17 protein-coding genes are annotated in these 22,646 nt (G+C 69.8%); 2 read left to right on the forward strand and 15 right to left on the reverse strand.

Features of this window, described 5'->3' with window-relative positions; all coding sequences use genetic code 11:
• Positions 1–21: 21 nt before the first annotated feature.
• The 4 genes from ACZ5FU_RS02825 to ACZ5FU_RS02840 form a co-directional block, all read right to left on the reverse strand.
• Positions 22–2,406 carry a peptidoglycan binding domain-containing protein gene (locus ACZ5FU_RS02825; RefSeq protein WP_468642250.1) on the reverse strand — a complete coding sequence of 795 codons (2,385 nt, stop codon included), beginning with the start codon at positions 2,404–2,406 and terminating at the stop codon, positions 22–24.
• Positions 2,407–2,560: 154 nt separating this feature from the next.
• Complete coding sequence (locus ACZ5FU_RS02830; RefSeq protein ID WP_451525407.1) at positions 2,561–2,971, reverse strand: DUF6113 family protein; 411 nt, start codon at positions 2,969–2,971, stop codon at positions 2,561–2,563.
• Positions 2,971–3,864, reverse strand: coding sequence for an N-acetyl-1-D-myo-inositol-2-amino-2-deoxy-alpha-D-glucopyranoside deacetylase (gene mshB / locus ACZ5FU_RS02835; RefSeq protein ID WP_469044286.1), 894 nt, complete (start codon positions 3,862–3,864; stop codon positions 2,971–2,973). Before mshB ends, ACZ5FU_RS02830 begins: the two co-directional genes overlap by 1 nt.
• Before the next feature lie 74 nt (positions 3,865–3,938).
• The gene (locus ACZ5FU_RS02840; protein WP_451525405.1) at positions 3,939–4,133 is read right to left on the reverse strand and encodes a hypothetical protein; all 195 of its coding nucleotides are present in this window, start codon (positions 4,131–4,133) and stop codon (positions 3,939–3,941) included.
• Between the two features lie 178 nt (positions 4,134–4,311).
• On the opposite strand from ACZ5FU_RS02840, the gene ACZ5FU_RS02845 reads away from it, so the two are divergent.
• The gene (locus ACZ5FU_RS02845; protein WP_468642247.1) at positions 4,312–6,465 is read left to right on the forward strand and encodes a S9 family peptidase; all 2,154 of its coding nucleotides are present in this window, start codon (positions 4,312–4,314) and stop codon (positions 6,463–6,465) included.
• Between the two features lie 168 nt (positions 6,466–6,633).
• Here ACZ5FU_RS02845 and ACZ5FU_RS02850 read toward each other — a convergent pair whose 3' ends face one another.
• Genes ACZ5FU_RS02850 through ACZ5FU_RS02870 form a run of 5 tightly spaced genes read right to left on the reverse strand, consistent with a single transcriptional unit; the run spans position 6,634 to position 12,282 of the window.
• Positions 6,634–7,737: an ABC transporter ATP-binding protein gene (locus ACZ5FU_RS02850; RefSeq protein ID WP_469044287.1), complete on the reverse strand. Its 1,104-nt coding sequence runs from the start codon at positions 7,735–7,737 to the stop codon at positions 6,634–6,636.
• Complete coding sequence (locus ACZ5FU_RS02855; protein ID WP_451775361.1) at positions 7,718–8,704, reverse strand: ABC transporter ATP-binding protein; 987 nt, start codon at positions 8,702–8,704, stop codon at positions 7,718–7,720. The genes ACZ5FU_RS02850 and ACZ5FU_RS02855 overlap by 20 nt, the downstream gene beginning before the upstream one ends.
• Positions 8,705–8,711: 7 nt before the next feature.
• Entirely contained in the window at positions 8,712–9,719 is a 1,008-nt protein-coding gene (locus tag ACZ5FU_RS02860) for an ABC transporter permease (protein WP_451775689.1), read from the reverse strand.
• 4 nt (positions 9,720–9,723) lie between these two features.
• Positions 9,724–10,647, reverse strand: a complete 924-nt coding sequence (locus ACZ5FU_RS02865) for an ABC transporter permease (RefSeq protein WP_469044288.1) — start codon at positions 10,645–10,647, stop codon at positions 9,724–9,726.
• Between the two features lie 6 nt (positions 10,648–10,653).
• Positions 10,654–12,282: a peptide ABC transporter substrate-binding protein gene (locus tag ACZ5FU_RS02870; RefSeq protein ID WP_451525399.1), complete on the reverse strand. Its 1,629-nt coding sequence runs from the start codon at positions 12,280–12,282 to the stop codon at positions 10,654–10,656.
• A 699-nt stretch (positions 12,283–12,981) separates the two neighbouring features.
• Between ACZ5FU_RS02870 and ACZ5FU_RS02875 the strand changes: the two genes are divergently transcribed.
• The gene (locus ACZ5FU_RS02875; protein WP_469044290.1) at positions 12,982–13,419 is read left to right on the forward strand and encodes a hypothetical protein; all 438 of its coding nucleotides are present in this window, start codon (positions 12,982–12,984) and stop codon (positions 13,417–13,419) included.
• A gap of 371 nt (positions 13,420–13,790) precedes the next feature.
• Here ACZ5FU_RS02875 and ACZ5FU_RS02880 read toward each other — a convergent pair whose 3' ends face one another.
• The 6 genes from ACZ5FU_RS02880 to typA all read right to left on the reverse strand — a co-directional run bounded on the left by ACZ5FU_RS02880 (position 13,791) and on the right by typA (position 22,489).
• Positions 13,791–14,912 carry an ABC transporter ATP-binding protein gene (locus ACZ5FU_RS02880; protein ID WP_451525397.1) on the reverse strand — a complete coding sequence of 374 codons (1,122 nt, stop codon included), beginning with the start codon at positions 14,910–14,912 and terminating at the stop codon, positions 13,791–13,793.
• 13 nt (positions 14,913–14,925) lie between these two features.
• Positions 14,926–15,987 carry an ABC transporter ATP-binding protein gene (locus tag ACZ5FU_RS02885; protein WP_451525396.1) on the reverse strand — a complete coding sequence of 354 codons (1,062 nt, stop codon included), beginning with the start codon at positions 15,985–15,987 and terminating at the stop codon, positions 14,926–14,928.
• 15 nt (positions 15,988–16,002) lie between these two features.
• Positions 16,003–16,980: an ABC transporter permease gene (locus tag ACZ5FU_RS02890; RefSeq protein WP_451525395.1), complete on the reverse strand. Its 978-nt coding sequence runs from the start codon at positions 16,978–16,980 to the stop codon at positions 16,003–16,005.
• A 98-nt stretch (positions 16,981–17,078) separates the two neighbouring features.
• Complete coding sequence (locus ACZ5FU_RS02895; RefSeq protein WP_451525394.1) at positions 17,079–18,884, reverse strand: ABC transporter substrate-binding protein; 1,806 nt, start codon at positions 18,882–18,884, stop codon at positions 17,079–17,081.
• Positions 18,885–18,985: 101 nt separating this feature from the next.
• On the reverse strand, positions 18,986–20,032 hold the full coding sequence (locus tag ACZ5FU_RS02900; RefSeq protein ID WP_451525393.1) for an ABC transporter permease: 1,047 nt from the start codon (positions 20,030–20,032) through the stop codon (positions 18,986–18,988).
• A gap of 549 nt (positions 20,033–20,581) precedes the next feature.
• Positions 20,582–22,489: a translational GTPase TypA gene (gene typA, locus ACZ5FU_RS02905; protein WP_451525392.1), complete on the reverse strand. Its 1,908-nt coding sequence runs from the start codon at positions 22,487–22,489 to the stop codon at positions 20,582–20,584.
• Positions 22,490–22,646 lie beyond the last annotated feature (157 nt).

A 22,646-nucleotide genomic window follows, 5' to 3' on the forward strand; every position in this document is an offset into this window, starting at 1 on the left:
TGCGGAGGTGTCCGCCTCGCGTCAGCTCGGGTCGGTGTCGATGACCGCGAGCCGGTCCGTCGTGCTCATCAGGGCCGGGCGCAGGGCGCTGATGACGTCCTGGACCGTGACGGGCGTCTTCTGGCCGGTGCCGCGGGTGATGAGGACACCGTCGAAGGCGCCGCCGTACAGCTCCTCCAGCGCGGCCTCGTCGTAGTGCTCGACGAGTTTGCCGTCGACGGCCTTGACGCCCAGGAACTTCCACAGGGAGTTCTTCGGGCTCATCGGCACGGAGTGCGCGGCGTCGGTCTGGACGGTGACGTTGCCGGACATCGCCGGTTCGGCGAACTTCTTCATCATCCGGTCGACCTCGGCGTCGGACACCGTCGGCTGCTTCGTCGTCGTCGGGACCTTCACCGCGGTGGGCCTGCCGGTCTCGACCTGGCCGCGGTAGGCCTGTGCGACGGCCGTCTGCGCCTTGGCCGCGTCGATGCCCTTGCCCGCCTTGCCGTAGACGGCGACGGCCTTGCCGGACGTGAACTCGATCGTGCCGTCGGTGGCCGAGCCGGAGCCGCTCGCGGCGTTCTTCAGGGCCGCCTGGAGCTTCTCCTCGTCGACCGGCATCACGGGCTCGATCTCGCGGTGCTCGCCGAAGAGCGAGCCGATCACCGAGACGGGGTTGTAGTCGCTCTTGGCGGCCGCGTCGACGGTGGCCTGCACGTCGAACTGCAGGCCCGCCTGGTCCGGCTTGAGGGTGACGGTGCCGCCGTCCACGGACAGCTTCAGCGCCTGGTCCACCCGGTCCTCGAAGGCGTCGTCGAGCTTCTTGACGGCGTCGTCGCGGGTGCCGCCGCCGATGTCCACGCCGAGCACGGTGGTGCCCTTGGGCACGTCGGAGTGGTTCATCAGCAGTCCGGCTCCGTAGGCGCCGGCCGCGGCGACCACCACCAGGCCGCCGAGCAGGACCAGCTTGCTGCGGCCCTTCTTCTTTTTCTGCTTCGGGCCTGCCGCGGGCGCGTTCTGCGCGACGGGCTCGGGTGCCTTGGGCGGGGTGTGCGGCAGCGGCCCGTCGGGGTGCTCGTCGAAGTGCCCACCGGGTGCGAACGGCCCACCCGGCCCGCCCGGCCCGGGGCCCTGGCCGACCGGGGGGACGACCGGGATGCCACTGGTGACGGTCTGTCCGGAGACGTTGTCGTGCCGGCCGTGGCCGCCGACGCCGTGCTGCTGCGGGGTGAGGATCGCGGTGTCGTCGCTGAGGCCGCCGCCGGGGTGGCGGCCGGCGCCCGCGGCGGCGCCCGGAGCCGCGCCGGGGGCTCCGCCGTTCATCGGCGGCACCATCGGGCCGTCACCGGTCACCGGGCCGCCGGTGGGGCCGTCGGGGCCCTGCGGGCCGCCGCGGCCGCCCCGGCCGACGGGACCCTCCGGTCCGTTGAAGTCGTAGGTGGCGCCGGGGCCGCTCGGCCCGGGCCGGCCGGCCTGGCCGTTGCCGTTCCCGTTCGGGCTGCCGTTCCCGTTCGCGTTGCCCGCGAAGTACGGCAGGTCGTCGCGGCGCGGCACGGGACCGCCGCCCTGCGCGGGACCGCCGCCCTGGGACGGACCGCCCTGCGCGGGGCCGCCTTGTGCCGGACCGCCCTGCGCCGGGCGGCCTCCGTTGCCGAGGGGGCCCACGGCGAGGGCCTCGGTCACGTCGAAGGAGCCCGTGCCGCCGCCGTGCCCGGGGGCCACCGGGCCGCCGGTGGCACCGGTCATGCCCGCACCGCTCGGGCCCGCACCGGGCACGCCGGCGCCGTTGGTGCCGCCGGGGCGGGCGGCGCCCGGTGCACCCGGGGAGCCGGTCGCACCGCCGGGCCGCCCGGTCCCCGGACGCGCGCCGCCGGGCGCACCGGCGCCCGCGCCGGGCACGGGCGGGGCGGCGGGGGTTCCGGAGGACGCGCCGGGACCCGGCACGGGCGCCGGGTCGGCGCCGCCCGCGGGACCGCCGCCCTGACCGCCCTTGGCGGGGCCGGACTTGCGCGGCGCGAACCAGTCGCTGGGCGTCTTCTCCTCGGCCGTGGGCGCGCGGTCGCCGGGTGCCTCGGCGGCACCGTCGGCTCCCGGGCGTCCCGCGGCTCCCGCCGCGGGGGCGCCGGAGGGGCCCGCGCCCCGGGCGTCGGCGCCGTTGTCGCCCGCGTCGTCCGCCTCGTTGACGGGCTTGCGGACGACGACCGGCGGGATGGGCCGCGACCCGGGGATGTTGATCCGGATCCGGGTCGTCAGCGTGGTCTCGGTCTTGCGTTCCTCCGGCCGTGCGGCCGAACGGCCCGCGTCCGGGCCGCCGTCGGACACCATCGGGGTGCCGTAGGGCGGCGTTCCCGAGGGGTAGGCGGCTCCGCCGCGCCCGTTGGACCCGTTGGGCCCGGAGGACGGACTGTCAGTTTCACGACTCAAGGCAGGTTCTCCAGGTTGGCTCCGCCGCCCGCCACGACCTCACGGGCAGCTCGGCGGCGCGCACCACCATACTGGCCACTTATGGCCGGTATCCCATGACCGCCGTCGAAACCGTCACGGGACTCGCACGTCCGTGCCGCGGCGAAGTGGTACGTCACTTCTCAAGTCGGACGCCGTCGCCGACAGGTTGCCGTCCCCGGCCGATGGTGGCGCAGATCACAGCGAGCGCCATGCCACCGAGCAGGAAGAGGTAGGAACCGCCTCCCGCGCCGAACAGGAAGTCCCCTTCGGGGCGGCCCGCGGTGAGCAGGACGACGGCGATCATCCAGCCGGCCGCGGGGGCGACGGCCCCGGCCCGGCTGCCGAGGGCGCGGGCGCCGCCGAGGAACAGCCCCGCGGCGGCCGCGAGCGCGAGCAGCAGGCCGCCGGGGAACCAGCCGGCCTGCAGGAGCGCCCCGGCCAGCGCGGTGAGCGCGCCCAGCAGCAGGAGCCCGAGGCAGGCGGCGATCCGCGCGGCGGGGGGCCGCTGGAGGGGCTGGGCGAGCAGGGAGCCGTGGTCGGGCATCAGAGGGCCTCCTCGCCGCCGGCGCCACCCGCACCGTCACCGTCGAGACCGGCGAACAGGTCGGTCTCCCGTCCCTGGGGCCGCCGCCCGCGGACGAGTTCGTAGTACTCGGTGGTGAACAGCGGCTGGGCCAGCTCGTTGGAGAGCGCGAAGTGCCTGCCGTCCGGGGCGACCTCGATCTGGGTGGCGTGCGCGCGCATCGCGGCGGCCTTGGCGGCGGCGTACGCGCCGCCGTCGATCTCGGTGGTGACCCGCTCGTCGTCGACGACGCCGGGTACGTCCGCCACGGCCGCGGTCCGGTCGAAGGGCAGGTCGGGCAGCTCCTGCGCGAGCCGGGCGAAGGCGGCCTCGGCCACGGACCGCGGGAGCCGGTTCCAGTACACCTTGGGCACGCTCCAGCCGGCCCGGTCGGCGAGCTCGACGGCCCGCATGGCGACGCGGTGGGCCTGGATGTGGTCGGGGTGGCCGTAGCCGCCGTGGTCGTCGTAGGTGACGAGGACCTGGGGGCGCAGGGCGAGGATCACCTCGACCAGAGCTCCGGCGGCGGCGTCGACGTCGGCCTGCCAGAAGGCGGCGGGGTCGTCGTTGTCGGGCAGGCCCATCATCCCGGAGTCGGCGTACCGTCCGGCGCCGCCGAGCAGCCGGAAGTCGTCGACGCCCAGTTCGCCCATGGCGGCGGTGAGTTCGCGCAGGCGCCACTCGCCCAGGGCGGCACCGGTGAGGTGCCGCAGCCGCGGCGGGATGACCTCGCCGCGCTCACCGAGGGTGCAGGTGACCAGGGCCACCCGGGCACCCTCGGCCGCGTACCTGGCCATGGTCGCGCCGTTGTTGATCGACTCGTCGTCCGGGTGCGCGTGCACCAGCAGCAGACGCCGGGCTGGCAGTTCCGTCATGGGACAACCCTACGAGGCGTGCATGCATCCGCGCCGCAGGGGCAGACGCACAGACGGACGAGGGGTCGCGCCGGTCAGAACTTGATGCTGCTGATCATGCTCGCCACGCTCGTCGTCAGGTCGTTGATCGTCCCCGCCATCGTGGAGGAGGCGAGGTAGAAGCCGAGGAGCATGCAGACAACCGCGTGACCGCCCTTCAGTCCTGACTTCTTGATCAACAAGAAGACGATGATCGCCAGCAGCACCACCGCCGAAATCGAGAGTGCCACGGCGGCTCACCTCCAAGAACCCGGTTACGTGGGGGACGACAGAGCTAGGGAAGCTGTAAATCCGTACAACAGCCAGCAGGTTCATACCCACACAGCGCTAGTGATCATAACTGTCGGTGCGTGCGCATCTCTCGGCGCACAGCCGCACAAGGGGGCGCATGGCCAATATGGTCATGCCATGACGACCGAGTCCGACTCCTTCCCCCGCCGGCACGCCCGGACCCAGCGCTTCACCCTCGGCGCGCCGCGTTCGTTCACGGTGGCGCCCGACGGCTCCCGTGTCGCCTTCCTGCGCTCCTCCGCCGGTGACGACCGCAGCAACGCGCTGTGGGTGCTCGACCCGGCGGACGGCCGGGAGCACCTGGCCGCGGACCCGCGTCTCCTCCTCGGCGACGTCCCCGAGGACCTCTCGCCCGAGGAGCGGGCACGCCGCGAGCGCAGCCGCGAGGGGGGCGCCGGCATCGTCGGGTACGCCACCGACGCGGCCGTGGAGCTGGCGTCTTTCACCTTGTCAGGGCGGCTTTTCACGGCGGAACTGCGGGCCGGCACGGCGCGCGCGATCCGCGTCCCCGGGCCGGTGATCGACCCCCGCCCCTCCCCCGACGGGCGGCTCGTCGCGTACGTCGCGCGGGGCGCCCTGCGGGTCGTGGGCGCCGAGGGCGAGGGCGACACGGTGCTCGCCGAGCCGGAGTCGGAGGGGGTTTCGTACGGATTGGCCGAGTTCATCGCGGCGGAGGAGATGGGCCGTTCGCGGGGGTTCTGGTGGTCTCCGGAGTCCGACCGGCTGCTGGTGGCGCGGGTGGACGACACGCCGGTGGAGCGGTGGTGGATCTCGGATCCGGCCCAGCCGAAACGTGAGCCACGACACGTCCCCTATCCGGCTGCCGGGACGGCCAACGCCGACGTGCGGCTGTTCGCGATCGGCCTCGACGGGATCCGCACGGAGGTCGTCTGGGACCGGGCGCGCTACCCGTACCTGGCGCGAGTGCACTGGTCAGCGGCGGGTGCTCCGCTGCTGCTGGTCCAGGCGCGCGACCAGCGCAGTCAGCTGTACCTGGCGGTGGACACCGCCTCCGGGGCGACCCGGATGGTGCACGCCGACGAAGATCCGATTTGGCTGGATCTTTTCCCCGGGGTGCCCTGCTGGAGCCCCTCCGGGCAGCTGGTGCGCATCGCCGACGAGGGCGGCGCCCGGGTCCTCGCGGTCGGCGAACGCCCGCTGACCGGAGCCGCGTTGCACGTCCGCGCGGTGCTGGACGTGACGGCCGACGACGTGCTGGTCTCGGCCTCGGCCGGGGAGGCGGCGGAGGACCCCGAGATCGGCGAGGTGCACGTCTACCGCGTCAACGAGCTCGGTGTGGAGCGCGTGTCCGACGAGCCCGGGGTGCACTCGGCGGTGCGGGCCGGGGGCGTGACCGTCCTGGTCTCGGCGACCCTGGACCGGCCCGGGAGCCGGGTGCGGGTGCTCAGGGGCGGCGACCGGAGGGAGAACGGGGCCGCCGGGAGCGGGGCGACGGCGGTCACCGTCCGGTCGTACGCCGCGGATCCCGGCCTCTCCCCCCGCGTGCGGCTCACCCAGGGGGGCGCACGGCGGATCCCGTGCGCCGTGCTTATGCCTACGGACTACCCCGGTGACACCTCGCTCCCGGTCCTGCTGGACCCCTACGGCGGCCCGCACGGGCCCCGCGTGCTCGCCGCGCACAACGCCCACCTCACCTCGCAGTGGTTCGCCGACCAGGGGTTCGCCGTGGTCGTCGCCGACGGGCGGGGCACGCCGGGGCGCTCACCGGCCTGGGAGAAGGCGATCAGGGACGACGTGGCGGCCGTCGTGCTCCAGGACCAGGTCGACGCCCTCCAGGGGCTCGCCGGCGACTTCCCGCTCGATCTGAGCCGGGTCGCCGTCCGCGGCTGGTCCTTCGGCGGCTACCTCGCGGCCCTCGCGGTGCTGCGCCGCCCGGACGTGTTCCACGCGGCGGTGGTCGGCGCCCCGGTCACCGACCTGCGCCTGTACGACACGCACTACGAGGAGCGCTACCTCGGGCATCCCGCGCAGCAGCCGGAGGTCTACCGGCGGAACTCCCTGGTGGACGACGCGGGACTGGTCGACCCCGCCGAACCGGCCCGCCCGATGATGATCGTCCACGGCCTCGCCGACGACAACGTGGTGGTCGCCCACTCCCTGCGGCTCTCCTCGGCCCTGCTCGCCGCCGGCCGCCCGCACGAGGTGCTGCCGCTGGCCGGCGTGACCCACATGACCCCCCAGGAGACGGTCGCCGAGAACCTCCTCCGCCTCCAGCTGGACTTCCTCCGCCGCTCCCTGGGCCTGGTCTGATCCAGACGAAAGACCCCAGGCACGGCAACGGGCCGGGAGACATGGCGCTCCCGGCCCGTTTCACGGCACCCGCACGGCCGTACGCTGTTCAGCGTGACGTGTCCGTATATCGGAATCGCGTCGGTCAAGTTGCCTGTGTGTTAACGGAATCGCGGCTCGAACGCGCCGTCACGTCCGCTCTTCCCCCTGGTCTCCCCGGGGTTCCTCGGGCGGCACCACCTGTTTCTCCTCCGCGAAGTGGCAGGCGGAGTCGTGGGCCGCGGGGCCGCCGGCGCGGCGGAACTCCGCCGGGACGGCGAGGGCCGGCACCTCCACGGCGCACCGTTCCCGCGCCTTCCAGCAGCGGGTGCGGAAGCGGCATCCGGAGGGGATGTCCGTCGGCGAGGGCACGTCCCCGGAGAGGATGATCCGTTCCCGGTGCTCGCGCGCCTCCGGATCCGGCACGGGCACCGCGGAGAGCAGCGCCTGGGTGTACGGATGGGTGGGGTGGTCGTAGATCTCGGCGTCCCGGCCGGTCTCCACGATCCGTCCGAGGTACATCACCCCGACCCGGTCGGAGATGTGCCGGACGATCGACAGGTCGTGCGCGATGAAGACGTACGAGAGGTCGAACTCGCTCTGCAGGCTCGCCAGCAGGTTGACGACCTGCGCCTGGACGGACACGTCGAGGGCGGACACCGGCTCGTCGGCGACGATCACCTCGGGGCGCAGGGCGAGCCCCCGCGCGATGCCGATGCGCTGGCGCTGGCCGCCGGAGAACTGGTGCGGGTAGCGGTTGATGTACTCCGGGTTGAGGCCGACCACGTCCAGCAGGTCCCGGACCTTCGCGCGCCGGTCGCCCTTGGGCGCCACCTCGGGGTGGATCTCGTACGGTTCCCCGATGATGTCGCCCACCGTCATGCGGGGGTTGAGGGAGGTGTACGGGTCCTGGAAGACCATCTGGATGTTGCGGCGCACGGCCCGCAGGGCCCTGCCCGACAGCCGGGTGATGTCGTCGCCCTTGTAGCGGATCGTCCCGGCCGTCGGTTTCTCCAGGTTGACCAGCATCTTGGCGACCGTGGACTTGCCGCAGCCGGACTCCCCCACGATGCCGAGGGTCTCGCCGCGACGGAGGGTGAAGTCCACGCCGTCGACGGCCTTGACCGCGCCGACCTGCTTCTTGAAAAGGATGCCGCGGGTGAGCGGGTAGTGCTTGACGAGTCCGGTCACCTCGAGGATCGGCTCGGCCGACGCGGTGGCCGGGGCGGCCGTGTCAGCCCGGGTACTGGCCATGCAGGCACTCCCTCCAGAAGTGGCAGGCGCTGCCCCGCTCCTCGTCCACCTCGTACAGCGGCGGCTCGTCGGTGCGGCACACGTCCCGGGCCATCGGGCAGCGCGGGTGGAAGGCGCAGCCCGGCGGGATGTGCATGAGGTTGGGCGGCAGGCCCTTGATGGCGTACAGCTCCTGGCCCTTCTGGTCCAGGCGCGGGATGGAGTCGAGCAGGCCGCGGGTGTAGGGGTGGGCGGGCGCCTTGTAGATGTCGTGGACGGGCGCCGACTCCACGATCCGGCCCGCGTACATCACGGCGATGCGGTCGGCGACGTCGGCGACCACGCCGAGGTCGTGGGTGATCAGGATGAGCCCCATGCGCAGCTCGCGCTGGAGTTCCGCGAGCAGGTCCATGACCTGGGCCTGGACGGTGACGTCGAGGGCGGTGGTCGGCTCGTCCGCGATGATCAGCGCGGGTTCCAGGGCCATCGCCATCGCGATCATGATGCGCTGGCGCATGCCGCCGGAGAACTGGTGCGGGTACTGGCCGACCCGTTCCCCGGCCGCCGGGATGCGGACCCGGTCCATCAGCTCGACGGCCTCGGCGCGGGCGTCCTTCCTCGACATGCCGCGGTGCACGACGAACATCTCGCCGAGCTGGTCGCCCACGGAGAGCACGGGGTTGAGCGAGGACAGCGCGTCCTGGAAGATCATCGCCATCCCGGCGCCCCGGACCTTGCGGCGCTCGTCCTCCTTGAGGGTCAGCAGGTCCCGGCCCTGGAAGAGGATCTCCCCGCCGGTGATCCGGCCGGGCGGGACGTCCAGGATGCCCATGACGGCCTGGGCGGTGACGGACTTGCCGGAGCCGGACTCCCCCAGCACGGCGAGGGTCTCGCCCGCGTCGACGCCGTAGGAGACGCCGTTGACGGCCTTGGCGATCCCGTCACGGGTACGGAACTCCACGTGCAGGTCGCGCACTTCGAGCAGCATCGGGACGTCACCTCAGCTTCGGGTCGAGGGCGTCGCGCACCGCGTCGCCGAGCATGATGAAGGCCAGCACGGTGAGCGCCAGGGCGCCGGAGGGCCACAGCAGCGCGTGCGGCGCGTTGCGGATGTACGGCGAGGCGGCGGAGATGTCGATGCCCCAGGAGACGGTCGGCGGCTTCAGGCCGACGCCGAGGTAGGACAGGGTCGCCTCCAGGGCGATGTAGGTGCCGAGCGCGATGGTGGCCACGACGATCACGGGGGCGACGGCGTTGGGCGTGATGTGCCGCAGCAGCATCCGGGAGTGGGAGGCGCCGAGCGCCCGCGCGGCCTGGACGTAGTCGTTCTGCTTGGCGGTGATGACCGAGCCGCGGGCGATGCGGGAGATCTGCGGCCAGCCGAGCAGCACCATGAACCCGATGACGGGCCAGACGGTGTTGCTGGTGACCACGGAGAGCAGGACCAGGCCGCCGAGGACGACCGGGATGGCGAAGAAGATGTCGGTGATCCGGGACAGGACCGAGTCCCACGTCCCGCCGAAGAAGCCGGCGAGCCCGCCCAGGACGCTGCCGAACAGGGCGACGCCGAGGGTGGCCAGCACGCCGACCGTGACGGACGTGCGGGCGCCGTAGACGGTGCGGGTGTACACGTTGCAGCCCTGGCCGTCGTAGCCGAACGGGGCGCCCGGCTGGGAGCCCTCCTGGGCCTTGGCGAGGTCGCACTTCAGGGGGGAGCCGGAGGCGATCGCCGAGGGCCACAGGGAGATGAACACCAGGAAGAGGATGACCAGGGCGGAGACGATGAAGACCGGGTTGCGGCGCAGGTCGCGCCAGGCGTCGGACCACAGGGAGCGGGCCTTCTCGTCCGGGCCGGTGCCGTCCGGGCCGCCCGGCCCCCGCTCCAGGGTCTCGCCCTCGGAGGTGGCGAGGTCCATCGCGCCGCCCATGCCCGTCGCGGCGACGGCTCCGTCCTCCTCCGGAGCGGGGCCCCCGCCGGAGGGAGGGCGGGGCTCGGGCGGCATCGGTTCAGGCATAGCGGATCCTCGGGTCGAGTACGGCGTACAGGAGGTCGACGAGCAGGTTGGCCACCAGGAAGACCAGGACGAGGACGGTCACGAAGCCGACGACGGTCTGGGTGTTCTGGCGGAGGATGCCCTGGTAGAGCTGGAAGCCGACGCCGTGGATGTTGAAGATGCGCTCGGTGACGATCGCGCCGCCCATCAGGGCGCCGATGTCGGTGCCGATGAAGGTGACGACCGGGATGAGCGAGTTGCGCAGCAGGTGGCGGGTGACGACGCGGCGCCTCGGCAGGCCCTTGGCGACGGCCGTGCGGACGTAGTCGGACCGCTTGTTCTCCGCGATGGAGGTGCGGGTCAGGCGGGTGACGTAGGCCAGGGAGACGCTCGCCAGCACCAGGCCGGGCACGATCAGCTCGTCGAAGGGGGCGTCCGGGGACACCGACGGTTTGATCCAGCCCCACTCGACGCCGAGCAGCAGCTGGAGCAGCAGGCCGGTGACGAAGGTGGGGACGGAGATCACGACGAGGGTGACGAGCAGGACGCCGGTGTCGACGGGGCGGCCGCGGCGCAGGCCGGTGACGACCCCCAGGGTGATGCCGATGACGATCTCGAAGAGGACCGCGACGATCGTCAGCCGGATGGTGACGGGGAACGCCGAGGACATCAGCTCGGTGACCGGCTGGCCGTTGAACGCCGTCCCGAAGTCACCGGTGAAGACGTTCCCCATGTAGGTCAGGTACTGCTGCCAGACCGGCTTGTCGAGGCCGAACTCCTTCTTCAGCTGGGCGGCGGTGGCGGGGTCGCACTGCCGGTCGCCGCAGAGGCCCGCGATGGGGTCGCCCATCACGTTGACCATCAGGAAGATCAGCAGCGTGGCCCCGATGAACACCGGGATCATCTGCAGGAGACGCCGGATCACGTACCGCCCCATGGCGGGTCAGCTGACCTTGATCTCGTTGTAGACCGGGACGGAGAACGGGTTGAGCTTGACGTCGGAGAGGCGCTGCGAGTAGCCGGCGCTGCCGTTCTGGTACCACAGCGGGATGGCGGCCATGTTGTCCCGGACGACCCCCTCGGCCTGCTGGAACGTCTCGACGGCCTTGCCGGTGTCGGTCTCGGCGTTGGCCTTGTCGACGAGGTCGTCGAACTCCTTGTTCGACCACTTGCCGTCGTTGGAGGAGGCGTTGGTGTAGTAGAGCGGCTGGAGGAAGTTCTGGATGAGCGGGTAGTCCATCTGCCATCCCGCCCGGAACGGGCCGGTCATCTTCCGGTCGCCGATCTGGCTGCGGAAGTCGGCGAAGGTGCCGACGGGGTTGCCGACGCAGGCCTTGTCGTTGCCGAGGGCGTTGTTGATGGAGTTGCAGACGGCGTCGACCCACTGCTTGTGGGAGCCGGTGTCCGCGTTGTACGTGATCTTGACCTGGCCGCCGGGGAGGCCGCCGCCCTCCTGGATGAGCTTCTTGGCCGCGGCCGGGTCGTAGTCGCAGGCGTCCCCGCACAGGCCTTCCTTGAAGCCGCCGTCCTCGCCGAGCACCGGGGAGGTCCAGTCGGTGGCGGGGGTGCGGGTCTTCTGGAAGATCGTCTGGGTGATCTGCTCGCGGTCGATGGCGCGCGACAGGCCGGTGCGGACCTTGTCCGAGCCGCTCTTGTTCCAGTTCGGGTCGTAGAAGGGGAACGCGAGGGTCTGGATGATGCCGGCGGGGGTGTTGAGGTAGCGGTCGCCCAGGTCGTTCTTGACGTTCTTGAGCTGGGCCGCCGGCACGTCGTCGACCAGGTCGAGGTTGCCGGCCAGCAGGTCGGTGTAGGCGGTGTTGTTGTCGGTGTAGACCTTCAGGTCCACGCCGCCGTTCTGCGCCGCGTCGTCGCCGGGGTAGTCGTCCCACTTGCGCAGGCTCATCTGGGAGCCCTTGGTGTAGGAGTCGATGGCGTAGGGCCCGTTGCCGACCGGTTTGGCCAGCCAGCCCGCGTGGTCGGTGAAGAAGGCCTGGGGCAGGGGGGCGTAGGCGGGGTAGCCGAGGGTGTCGGGGAAGGTCGAGAACTTCTGGCTGAGCTTGACGGTGAAGGTCCTGTCGTCGACGACCTTCAGCCCTGAGAGGGTGTCGGCGGTCTGCTTGCCGCCGTCCTCGGGGTGCGTCTTGTCGTAACCCTCGATGTAGCCGAAGAAGTAGGCGTTCTTCTGGTTGTTCTTCAGGCTCGCGCCGTAGTTCCAGGCGTCGACGAAGGACTTGGCGGTGACCTTCTCGCCGTTGCTGAAGGTCCAGCCGTCCTTGACGGTGACGGTGAAGTTCTGCGAGTCCGAGGTCTCGATCTTCTCGGCGAGCATGTCCTCGGCCTTGCCGGTGTCCGGGTCGTACCTCTTCAGGCTCCGGAAGATCATGTCGAGGACCTTGCCGCCCTGCACCTCGTTGGTGTTGGCCGGCTCCAGCGGGTTCTGCGGGTCGCCCCACGAGGAGCTGAGCACCGCGCCGCTGTCGCCCCCGCCGTCGCCCCCGCCCCCGCAGGCCGTCGCCGCGAGGGCTGCGGCCGCCGCGCATGCGGCCCACCTGGCGTGCGTGGCTCCACGCATGGATGCCTCCTCTTGACCGCGCCTCACCCGAGCGCTGTGCCGTCGGTGTCGACGTCCGTATCGACGTACTGATTCCTTATCAGTAAATATCGACGCAAAAGACGCATGACGCACACGCGCGCCACCCGTCCGGGTGTGCGCGCGGTCCGGACGCCCACCCCCCCCTTCGGATCGCGTCAACGATCCGGCCGACGGATCAACCGGGTCCACCCCGGACGCGACGGGGAGAGCCGGCCATCACGGATCTGGGCAGCCGACTCACCATCGGGCCGCGGCGGCAACCTTTTCCAGAACCGTGCAGAACACCGAAGAAGCCCACTCGAGCACAAGGCAACGACACCCGGATGACCGCAGAAAATGGAATAACGCATTCATCCCGCATTCCGCAGACTCTCGACCGAGACGGTGGACACATCGAGGATCAATAACCATGCACGACATCCAGCCACCCTGGCCGGCAAAGTCACGGACACCGGCAGGTTGCGCCCGGGGCCCCATCGACCGCGACGCTCAAGTAACCCTCAAATAATCATATTCCAGCTTGCCGGACCCGACGGATCATGGAAACGTTGTCGCCACGGAGGCGCCAGCCTTCAACGTGCAGGGGGGAAAGCGAGCGTCCCGCAATAAAGGACGCGACACCCCTGTTGTCCTGCTGGATTCGCTTTATGCGAGAAGCTGGAGAACAGAGCTATGCGCATGACCAAGAAGAATACCCTGACGGGAATTGCGGGGCTGACGACCACAGCCGTCGCGATGCTCGTCCTCGCCACGCCAGGAACGGCACACGCCGCTTCCTACTGGATCGGCGACTGTGACGTATCAGCCGCCACCGCGGACCCCGGCTCCAACGACATGGTTGCCACTCTTCGGAGGCGCAACGACGCAAGCAAGCATGCCTACGCATCTTTCAGAGGCAAGGCCGAGTCCCTGTACATTTACAACAAGGCGGGGGCCTCGATGACCTTCAGGGTCGACTGGGCGAACGGCTCGCATCTCGAGAAATCCTGGGACTGGACCCTCGGCACCGGCGGGTCGAAGACTATAGACTTCAACATTCCTGAAGGACGTACGGTCTTCCTGCGGATCGGCACCCCGGGCGGGGACGACACGGCCTCGTGCAAGGGCAAGGCTTAGACATTTCTTCGACAGCCCCTGAGATCCAATCGGACCTTGAGAACTCAGGAACTGCGGGCGTCTGATCCAAACAAGAGACCCCAAGATTCCGCCACGAGGGTCGACCTCGGCAACCGTGCTCACGTGCCGTGCCGTAGGGATCTGGAAAGCGGCCAGTGGGTCCGGCTCGAACCCCTTTCTTGACAGGGGTTCGAGCCGGACCGTATGCCGATGCTGACGCGGCGGAGATCGACAGACGGCGGACGGTGACGGACTCGGACGGGCATCCCGAGTCGAACCCGGGCGGTATCGCGCGACATCAGCCATATACGCACAGGGGGTGGGAGCACGGACTCCCACCCCCTGTCTGCGTCTGCAAGCGCGCGGCGAAGCTACTCCTTGGCGGCAGGTTCCTCCAGCGCCTTGAGCGCCGGGTCGAGGACGACGTCCTCGTCGCGGGCCTCGGTGGTCGGGTCCTCCGGGAAGTGGCAGGCCGTCAGGTGGCCGGCCCGGTTGCCGGAGAGCTGGACCAGCGGCGGCTCCTGCGTCGCGCACTTGTCCTGCGCCTTCCAGCAGCGGGTGCGGAAGCGGCAGCCGGACGGCGGGTGGATCGGCGAGGGCACGTCGCCGGAGAGCCGGATCCGCTCCCGGGCGGGACCCTCGTCCTCGATCTCGACCTCGGGGACCGCGGAGAGGAGGGCGTGGGTGTACGGGTGCCGGGGCCGGTTGTAGATCGACTCACGGTCGCCGACCTCGACGATCTTGCCCAGGTACATCACCGCGACGCGCTGCGAGAAGTGCCGGACGACGGCCAGGTCGTGGGCGATGAACAGGAACGCGATGCCGAGTTCCCGCTGCACCTTCTGGAGCAGGTTGACGACCTGCGCCTGGATGGACACGTCCAGCGCGGAGACCGGCTCGTCCGCCACGATCAGCTTCGGCTCCAGGGCCAGCGCGCGGGCCACGCCGATGCGCTGGCGCTGACCGCCGGAGAACTCGTGCGGGAAGCGGTTGTAGTGCTCCGGGTTGAGGCCCACCAGCTCCAGCAGCTCGCGGACCTTCTTCTCCTGGCCCCCCGGCGGGTTGATCCCGTTGACCTCCATCGGCGACTTGATGATCGTGCCGACGGTCTGCCGCGGGTTCAGCGAGGAGTACGGGTCCTGGAAGATCATCTGGATCTCGGAGCGCACCGGCGCCATCTGGCGGCGCGAAGCGTGGGTGATGTCCTGGCCCGAGTAGGTGATCTTGCCGGAGGTGGGCTCCAGCAGGCGGGTGATGAGCCGGCCGGTGGTCGACTTTCCGCAGCCCGACTCGCCGACCAGGCCGACGCTCTCGCCGACGCCGACGGTCAGGTCGACGCCGTCGACGGCCTGGACCGCACCGACCTTCCGCTTGATCGGGAAGCCGCCGTAGATCGGGAAGTGCTTGGTCAGGCCCTCGACCGTCAGCAGCGGCTCGGGGGACGGGGTGTCGGTCGGTCCCTGCTGTGTGGGGAGGGTGAGGTTGTCGCTCATGTCTCGGTGCTCCCTAGCGCAGCCGGGGCTGGATCTTGTCGATGAAGATGGTCTGCTTCTGCTCGGCCGTCAGGTGACAGGCCGCCGCGCGCCCCGCGGCCAGCGCCGGCCGCTCCTGCGAGCAGAGGTCACCCGCGACCTGGTCCTTGAAGGCGCAGCGCGGGTGGAAGGGACAGCCCGAAGGCGGGTTGAGCAGCGAGGGCGGGCTGCCCGGGATCGGGTCCAGGGCCTGGTGGATGTCCCCGTCCAGACGCGGCATCGAGCTGAGCAGGCCCCAGGTGTAGGGGTGCTTCGGCGTGCGCAGCACCTCCTTGACGGAGCCGCGCTCCACCGCCCGGCCGGCGTACATCACCAGCAGGTCGTCGGCCATGTTGGAGATGACGCCGAGGTCGTGCGTGATGAAGATGATCGCGGAGCCGAACTCCTGCTGGAGGTCCTTGAGCAGGTCCAGGATCTGGGCCTGCACGGTGACGTCCAGCGCGGTGGTCGGCTCGTCGGCGATCAGCAGCTCGGGGTCGCACATCAGCGCCATGGCGATCATCGCGCGCTGGCGCATGCCGCCGGAGAACTGGTGCGGGTAGTCGTCGAAGCGGACCTTGGGCTGCGGGATGCCGACCTTCTCCAGCATCTGGACCGCCCGGTCCTTCGCCTCCTTCTTGGAGGCGCCCCGGTGCTTCATGAAGGGCTCGGACAGCTGCCGGCCCACCGTGTAGAACGGCGACAGGGCGGTCAGCGGGTCCTGGAAGATCATCGCCATCTTGTTGCCGCGGAGCTGCTCCAGCTCCCGCTCGCCGGCGGTGACGAGTTCCTTGCCGTCGAGGAGGATCTCGCCCTCGACGGTCGTGGTGCGCGGGTTGTGCAGGCCCAGCACCGTCAGGTTGGTGACGGACTTGCCGGAGCCGGACTCGCCGACGATGCCCAGGGTCTTGCCGCGCTCGACGTCGAAGGACAGGCCGTCGACCGCCTTGACGATGCCGTCCTCGGTGGAGAACCGCACCTTCAGATCACGCACCGACAGGAAGCTCTCCGGGCCGGTCGGGGCCGGGGCGTCCTCGGTCTTGGTCAGTGTGGTCACGGTGGTTCGTTCTTCCTAGGAGAGCCGGACGCGCGGGTCGATGTAGGCGTACGCGATGTCGGTGAGGATGTTGAAGATCAGGATGAAGAAGGCACCGAACAGCATGACGCCCATGGTCAGCGGCAGGTCCTTGGTGGTCGCCCCGTCGACCGCGAGACGGCCGATGCCCTGGAGCGAGAAGGTCAGCTCGGTGACGACGGCGCCGCCGAGCATGCCGCTGATGTCCATGCCGAGGACGGTCACGATCGGGATGAGCGAACCGCGCCAGGCGTAACGGAAGAACACGTACTTCTTGCTCATGCCCTTGGCCCGGGCGGTGCGGACGTGCTCCTCCGCGAGCTGCTCGATCATCGAGGAGCGGGCCATACGCGTGTACTGGGCGGTGAAGATGGTGGCCATCACCAGCGTGGGCAGCAGCATGCCCATGAACCAGCCGAAGGGATCCTCGGTGATCGGCGTGTACTTGGGGTTCTCCATCAGGCCCGAGCTGTACACGAAGATGATCAGGACGATGGGGCCGAGGAAGTAGATCTGGAAGGAGCTCAGCACCATCGACGCGCCGGTGGCGAACTTGTCGATCAGCGAGCCGCGCCGGTAGGCGGCGAGCATGCCCGCGCCGACACCGACCACCAGGAAGACGACGGCGCCGCCGGCGGTGAGGGTCAGCGTGGTCGGGAAGCGGTCCAGGATCGTCGACCACACCGGGTCGCCGGAGTAGAACGACATGCCGAGGCACGGGGCGTCGCAGTGACCGGTCGGGAACTCGCGGCCCGTCACGATCCCGGACATGAAGTCCCAGAACTGCGTGTGCAACGGCAGGTTGAGGCCGAGAGCGGCTCGGATGTCCTCAAGTCTCTGGGGAGAGCAGTCCTTGCCACAGGCCAGGGAGGCATAGTCGGAGGGTGCTGCGACGAACAGGAAGAACGTGGCGGCGCCGATGAGGAACAGGGTGACGAGGGCACCGACTGTGCGCCGGATGATGAACTGAAACATGGCGGGAGGGCTGCTCTCTGCGGAGACGGTGGGAGGTTTCACGGAGGTGCGGGGGTGCGCTCCGCCTGGTGCGCACCCCCGCGATCAGCCGTAGAGAGTTACGACTTCAGGAACAGGCGGTTGATGTCGAGCAGGCTGGACACCGAGCCGTAGCGGGTGCCACCGACGTTCGAACCGGAGAGCTGGAACTGCTTCGTGTACCACAGCGGAGCGGCCGGGAGGACGGTCTCCAGCAGGTAGTGCTGGGCTTCCTTCCAGGTCTTGGCGGCCTCGGTCGGGTCCTGGGTCAGGGCCTTCTGGATGAGCTCCTTGACCTTCGGGTCCTTGACGTGCGCGTAGTTCGGCGAACCGTCGGCGACCTGCGCCGGGTCGTAGACCGGCGTGATGACGGTGCCGGGCGACGGCCAGTCCTGGCCCCAACCCGTGATGTACATGTCGTACGGGTTGCTGAGCTTGCCGATCTGCTCGTAGTAGCTCGCGGAGTCGACCTCCTTGGAGACGACGTCCAGGCCGACCTTGCTCAGGGCGTCCTCGATCGCGACCTTGCGCTTCTGGCCGGCCTCGCTGTTGGAGTAGGCGAAGACGACCTTCTTCTCGGCGGCCGGGACGTCCGCCAGCAGCTCCTTGGCCTTGGCGATGTTGCCCTGCGGCGTCTTCATGCGGCCGTAGGGGTCGTACGTCTTCTCGTAGCCCGGCAGGGTCGGGGCGAAGTAGTTCGGGGCCACGTCGCCGCCGTAGGCGCCACCCTCACCGGCGATGAGGGACTTGGAGTTGACGGCGTAGGTGACGGCCTCGCGGACCTTCTTGTTCTTCACGCGGTCCAGGTTGAAGGTCAGCTGCATGACGTAGGGCTGGTAGCCCTTCACCGTGCGGGCGTTGACCGCGGCGTTGCCGATGACGTCCTGGATCTGCGTGGCCTCGACGGCGCCGGTGAGCTGGATGGCGTTCTTGTCCTCACCCTGGTCGGCGATCAGACGCTTGGTCTGGGTCGACTCGGTGATGCCGAACTGGAAGTTGAAGCCGTCCGGGTACTGGTGGCGCACGGAGTCGGTCTTCGGGTCCCAGTTGGTGTTCTTGGTGAGCACCAGGGACTTGCCGACCTTGTACGAGGCGATCTTGTACGGGCCCGTGGCGACCGGGGCCTTGTCGTACTTCTCCTTCGTGTCCGTCTTCGCGGGCACGACGGCGTAACCGGCCATGGCCAGCGTCTGCGGCAGGTCGGGGCGCGCCTGGTCGAAGTGGAAGACGACCGTCTTCGCGTCCGGGGTGTCCAGGACCGAGGCCGGCAGGTGCTTGCCGTCGTAGCCGCCGCCGGGCAGGAGCTTGCGGTAGTCGTCGGCGTACTTCTGGCCGGCGAGCCAGGTCTGCAGGTAGGGCGGGCCGTCGAAGATGAACTTCGCGAACTGGCGCTCGACCGTGTGGCGGATGTCGGCGGACGTGATGGCGGCGCCGTTGGCGTCCTTGATGCCGTCCTTCAGGGTGAAGGTCCAGGTCTTGCCGCCGTCGCTGGACTTGCCCGAGTCGGTGGCGAGGTCGCCCGCGACCGAGACGTTGCCCTTGTCGTCCTCCTGGAACTGGGTCAGGCGGCGGAAGAGCAGGTTGGCGACCTGGCCGGCGTCGGAGACGTAGATCTGGCTCGGGTCCAGGTGGGACAGGCCCGCCTCCTGGTAGACCTGGATGGTGCCGCCGGCCTTGGCGCCGGGCACCTCCTTGGCGGGGCCGGTGGAGCCGGCCGCGTCGATGTAGGCGACCGCCTTCGACTGCGTCGCGGCCTCCTTCTGGTCCTTCTCGGAGTCCGCGGTGGACTTGCCGCCCTTGTTCTCGGAGCAGCCGGTGAGCGCCAGGGAGCCGGCCGCTATGGCGACCACGATGGCACGCGTTCTGCGTGAGGTGAACGACTTCATGTGGCGAATGCACCTACCTGTCGGTTGTTATCCATGAGTACTGCCTGACGCGGCTGGTAGGCCGACGCGGGGGCGGCAGCCACCCCCCACCAATGGACGATCTACCGCCCGGACTTGGGGTCGAAGGCGTCCCGGACCGAGTCTCCGAGGAGGTTGAAGGCCAGGACGAAGATCACCAGCGCCACACCCGGGAAGAAGATGAAGGCGGGGTCCTGCTGCGCGTAGTCGGAGCCGGCGGCGAACAGACGCCCCCAGTCCGGGGTCGGCTCGACGAAGCCGACTCCCGCGAAGGAGAGGAAGGCGATGGTGAGGATGGTGCTGGGCAGCTGGTACGTGAACTGCACCAGGATCGGCGTCACCACGTTGGGCAGGATCTCCTTGCGGACGATACGCCACGGCGAGGCGCCGGAGACCTTGGCGGCCTCGACGAACTCCCGCTCCCGCAGGGACAGCACGGTGGAACGGACCAGTCGGGACATGCCCATCCAGCCCAGCAGCCACAGCACGATCAGCATCGCGAGGGCCCGGAAGTAGGTGGGTGTCTCCTCCCGCGGGTCCACGAAGAACGAGGTCACCACGGGCATGAAGGCGATGAAGAAGAGCTGCTGCGGGAACGACAGGAAGAAGTCGGTGACGCGGCCGATCCAGTAGTCCGTCCGGTTGCCGAAGTAACCGCCGATGAGGCCGATGACGACACCGGTCGTCATCACCAGGACGGTCACGCCGAGCGCCATGAGCAGCGACGTCCGCATGCCGTACACCAGCATGGCGAAGACGTCCCGGCCGAACTGCGGCTCCACACCGAACCAGTGGTCCCCGGAGACCCCTCCGAACCAGCCCAGGGGCAGTCCGAAGTCGTCCAGCACCGGCGTGTCCGCGTAGGTGGGGTCCTGGCCGTACAGCGTGTACGGGTCGGTCCCACTGATCTTGGTCAGCAGCGGCGCCGCGAGGGCGACCACGACGTACAAAATCACTATCGCCGCGCAGACGACACCGGTACGGTCACGCTTGAAGCGCTGCCACATCAACTGGCCGGGAGAACGACCCTCCAGCTTCGCCTCACCCTTCGCGGGCTCGGGTGTCGACTCGAGCTGGGGGTCCAAGGCGATCGCGGGCCCGGAGCCTTCAGCCTTGGCTGGACTGGTCATGTGAGTACTTCCCCCGGGGGGTTGGAGAGTTGAGCGCAGCACAGATACCGGCAGGTTCTGTGGTTTGGGGGAACTTTCGCCAAAGTGTTCAACGCGCGTCAAGGGCGAATGACATAGGGATCTCCCTACCGCGCATATTTTGAGGAAAAATTGCAAAGATCGACACCTGCGCGCGCTTGACAGGTGGGACAATGAACGGTCATTTCGGACATACATTGACTATTTTTTGTTTACATGTCCGAAACGCGTTGGCTGGTTAACCGATAAACGGACGGCTGTTCCTGGGGCGCGGACAGCGGGTCCACAGGCTTCCCGCCCCGCCCCACGCCCCACCTCACGTCACACTCCGTGCCGCCGCCGGAGCCGGCGTCGAGCGCCCGGACGCGCCCCGCCCGCACCGCCTCCGCGGGCTCTCGGCCGGAGCCCGCACCGTCCCCCTCGCCACGGCCCCGCCCGGAGGCCGCCCGCACCCCCGCCACGGCCCGCCGCGCGGGCACGGCGAAGTCCCGGCCCTCCGCCGAGGAGGGCCGGGACTTCGGCGTCGGGACGTCAGCCGTGCTTGGCGCGGCTCGCGGTACGGGCGCGGTCACGCTGGTCGAGGACGACCTTGCGGATGCGAACCGCCTCCGGGGTCACCTCGACGCACTCGTCGTCGCGGCAGAACTCCAGCGACTGCTCCAGCGACAGCTTGCGCGGCGGGACGATCGCCTCGAACGAGTCGGCCGAGGAGGACCGCATGTTCGTGAGCTTCTTCTCCTTCGTGATGTTCACGTCCATGTCGTCGGCGCGCGAGTTCTCGCCGACGATCATGCCCTCGTACACCTCGGTGCCGGGCTCGGTGAACAGCACGCCGCGCTCCTGGAGGTTCGTCATCGCGAACGCGGTGACGGCACCGGAGCGGTCGGCGACCAGCGAGCCGTTGTTACGGGTGGTCAGCGTGCCGAACCACGGCTCGTGGCCCTCGTGGATGGAGTGGGCGATGCCCGTGCCGCGCGTGCCCGTCAGGAACTCGGTGCGGAAGCCGATGAGGCCGCGGGAGGGGACCACGAACTCCATGCGGACCCAGCCCGAGCCGTGGTTGGACATGTTGTCCATCCGGCCCTTGCGGACGCCCATGAGCTGCGTGACGGCGCCCATGTGCTCCTCGGGCACGTCGATCGTCATGCGCTCGACCGGCTCGTAGACCTTGCCGTCGACGAGCTTGGTGACGACCTGCGGCTTGCCGATGGTCAGCTCGAAGCCCTCGCGGCGCATCTGCTCGACCAGGATGGCCAGCGCCAGCTCACCGCGGCCCTGCACCTCCCAGGCGTCGGGACGCTCGGTGTCCAGGACGCGGAGGCTGACGTTACCGATCAGCTCGCGGTCGAGGCGGTCCTTGACCTGGCGGGCGGTCACCTTGCGGTCCTTGACCGCGGCCTTGTTGTCGGCGCCCTTGCCGGTGCCGCCACGGCCGACCAGCGGCGAGGTGTTGGTGCCGATGGTCATCGAGATGGCCGGCTCGTCGACCGTGATGAGCGGCAGCGCGACCGGGTTCTCGGGATCGGCGAGGGTCTCGCCGATCATGATGTCCGCGATGCCCGCGACGGCGCAGATGTCACCCGGGCCGGCCTTCTCGGCGGGCTTGCGGGTGAGCGCCTCGGTCATCAGCAGCTCGGTGATGCGCACGTTGGCCATCGTGCCGTCGCGCTTGATCCAGGTGACCGTCTGGCCCTTGCGCAGCTCGCCCTGCTCGACGCGCAGCAGCGCGATGCGGCCGAGGAAGTTGTCGGCGTCCAGGTTGGTGACGTGCGCCTGGAGCGGGGCCTCCTCGTCGTACTCGGGGGCCGGGACGTGCGACAGGATCGTGGAGAAGAACGGCTCCAGGTTGTCGCTGTCCTTCGGGACCGTGCCGTCCTCCGGCTTGGTCAGCGAGGCGACGCCGTCGCGGGCGCAGGCGTAGACGATCGGGAACTCGATCTGGTCCTCGTCGGCGTCGAGGTCGAGGAAGAGGTCGTAGGCCTCGTTGACGACCTCGTCGATGCGCGAGTCCGGGCGGTCCGTCTTGTTGATGCACAGGATGACGGGCAGGCGGGCCTGGAGCGCCTTGCGGAGCACGAAGCGGGTCTGCGGCAGCGGACCCTCGGAGGCGTCCACCAGCAGGACGACGGCGTCGACCATCGACAGACCACGCTCGACCTCACCGCCGAAGTCGGCGTGACCGGGGGTGTCGATGATGTTGATCGTGACGACGTCCCCCCCGTCCTTGGGGTGGTACTTCACCGCCGTGTTCTTGGCGAGGATCGTGATGCCCTTCTCACGCTCCAGGTCGTTCGAGTCCATCATGCGGTCGTCGAGCGACTCGGCGGCGTGCGCGGCGAAGGCGCCGGCCTGCTTGAGCATGGCGTCGACCAGAGTCGTCTTGCCGTGGTCGACGTGGGCGACGATGGCTACGTTGCGAATGTCGTGGCGCGTGGCCATAAAGCGGCGATCTCCCGGAGTGTGAGGGCGGCCCTGCTGCGTACGTCTGTGTTACGCGGGCCCTGCCGGGCTTGACACGCCACGGCCTCACCCCATCGTACGTGGCCCGGCGGGGGACGGCCTCCGCAGGGGCGAACGGTTCATCCGGCGATCACCG

It is taken from the genome of Streptomyces sp. NPDC031554, from assembly GCF_055580685.1.

What these genes read in the sequence shown, in the direction of transcription:
- ACZ5FU_RS02830 (WP_451525407.1), bottom strand. Translation starts at nt 2,971, where the DNA reads ATGCCCGACCACGGCTCCCTGCTCGCCCAGCCCCTCCAGCGGCCCCCC.
- ACZ5FU_RS02900 (WP_451525393.1), bottom strand. Translation starts at nt 20,032, where the DNA reads ATGACCAGTCCAGCCAAGGCTGAAGGCTCCGGGCCCGCGATCGCCTTG.
- ACZ5FU_RS02870 (WP_451525399.1), bottom strand. Translation starts at nt 12,282, where the DNA reads ATGCGTGGAGCCACGCACGCCAGGTGGGCCGCATGCGCGGCGGCCGCA.
- ACZ5FU_RS02865 (WP_469044288.1), bottom strand. Translation starts at nt 10,647, where the DNA reads ATGGGGCGGTACGTGATCCGGCGTCTCCTGCAGATGATCCCGGTGTTC.
- mshB (WP_469044286.1), bottom strand. Translation starts at nt 3,864, where the DNA reads ATGACGGAACTGCCAGCCCGGCGTCTGCTGCTGGTGCACGCGCACCCG.
- ACZ5FU_RS02875 (WP_469044290.1), top strand. Translation starts at nt 12,982, where the DNA reads ATGACCAAGAAGAATACCCTGACGGGAATTGCGGGGCTGACGACCACA.
- ACZ5FU_RS02845 (WP_468642247.1), top strand. Translation starts at nt 4,312, where the DNA reads ATGACGACCGAGTCCGACTCCTTCCCCCGCCGGCACGCCCGGACCCAG.
- ACZ5FU_RS02855 (WP_451775361.1), bottom strand. Translation starts at nt 8,704, where the DNA reads ATGCTGCTCGAAGTGCGCGACCTGCACGTGGAGTTCCGTACCCGTGAC.
- ACZ5FU_RS02860 (WP_451775689.1), bottom strand. Translation starts at nt 9,719, where the DNA reads ATGCCGCCCGAGCCCCGCCCTCCCTCCGGCGGGGGCCCCGCTCCGGAG.
- ACZ5FU_RS02895 (WP_451525394.1), bottom strand. Translation starts at nt 18,884, where the DNA reads ATGAAGTCGTTCACCTCACGCAGAACGCGTGCCATCGTGGTCGCCATA.
- ACZ5FU_RS02890 (WP_451525395.1), bottom strand. Translation starts at nt 16,980, where the DNA reads ATGTTTCAGTTCATCATCCGGCGCACAGTCGGTGCCCTCGTCACCCTG.
- ACZ5FU_RS02850 (WP_469044287.1), bottom strand. Translation starts at nt 7,737, where the DNA reads ATGGCCAGTACCCGGGCTGACACGGCCGCCCCGGCCACCGCGTCGGCC.
- typA (WP_451525392.1), bottom strand. Translation starts at nt 22,489, where the DNA reads ATGGCCACGCGCCACGACATTCGCAACGTAGCCATCGTCGCCCACGTC.
- ACZ5FU_RS02880 (WP_451525397.1), bottom strand. Translation starts at nt 14,912, where the DNA reads ATGAGCGACAACCTCACCCTCCCCACACAGCAGGGACCGACCGACACC.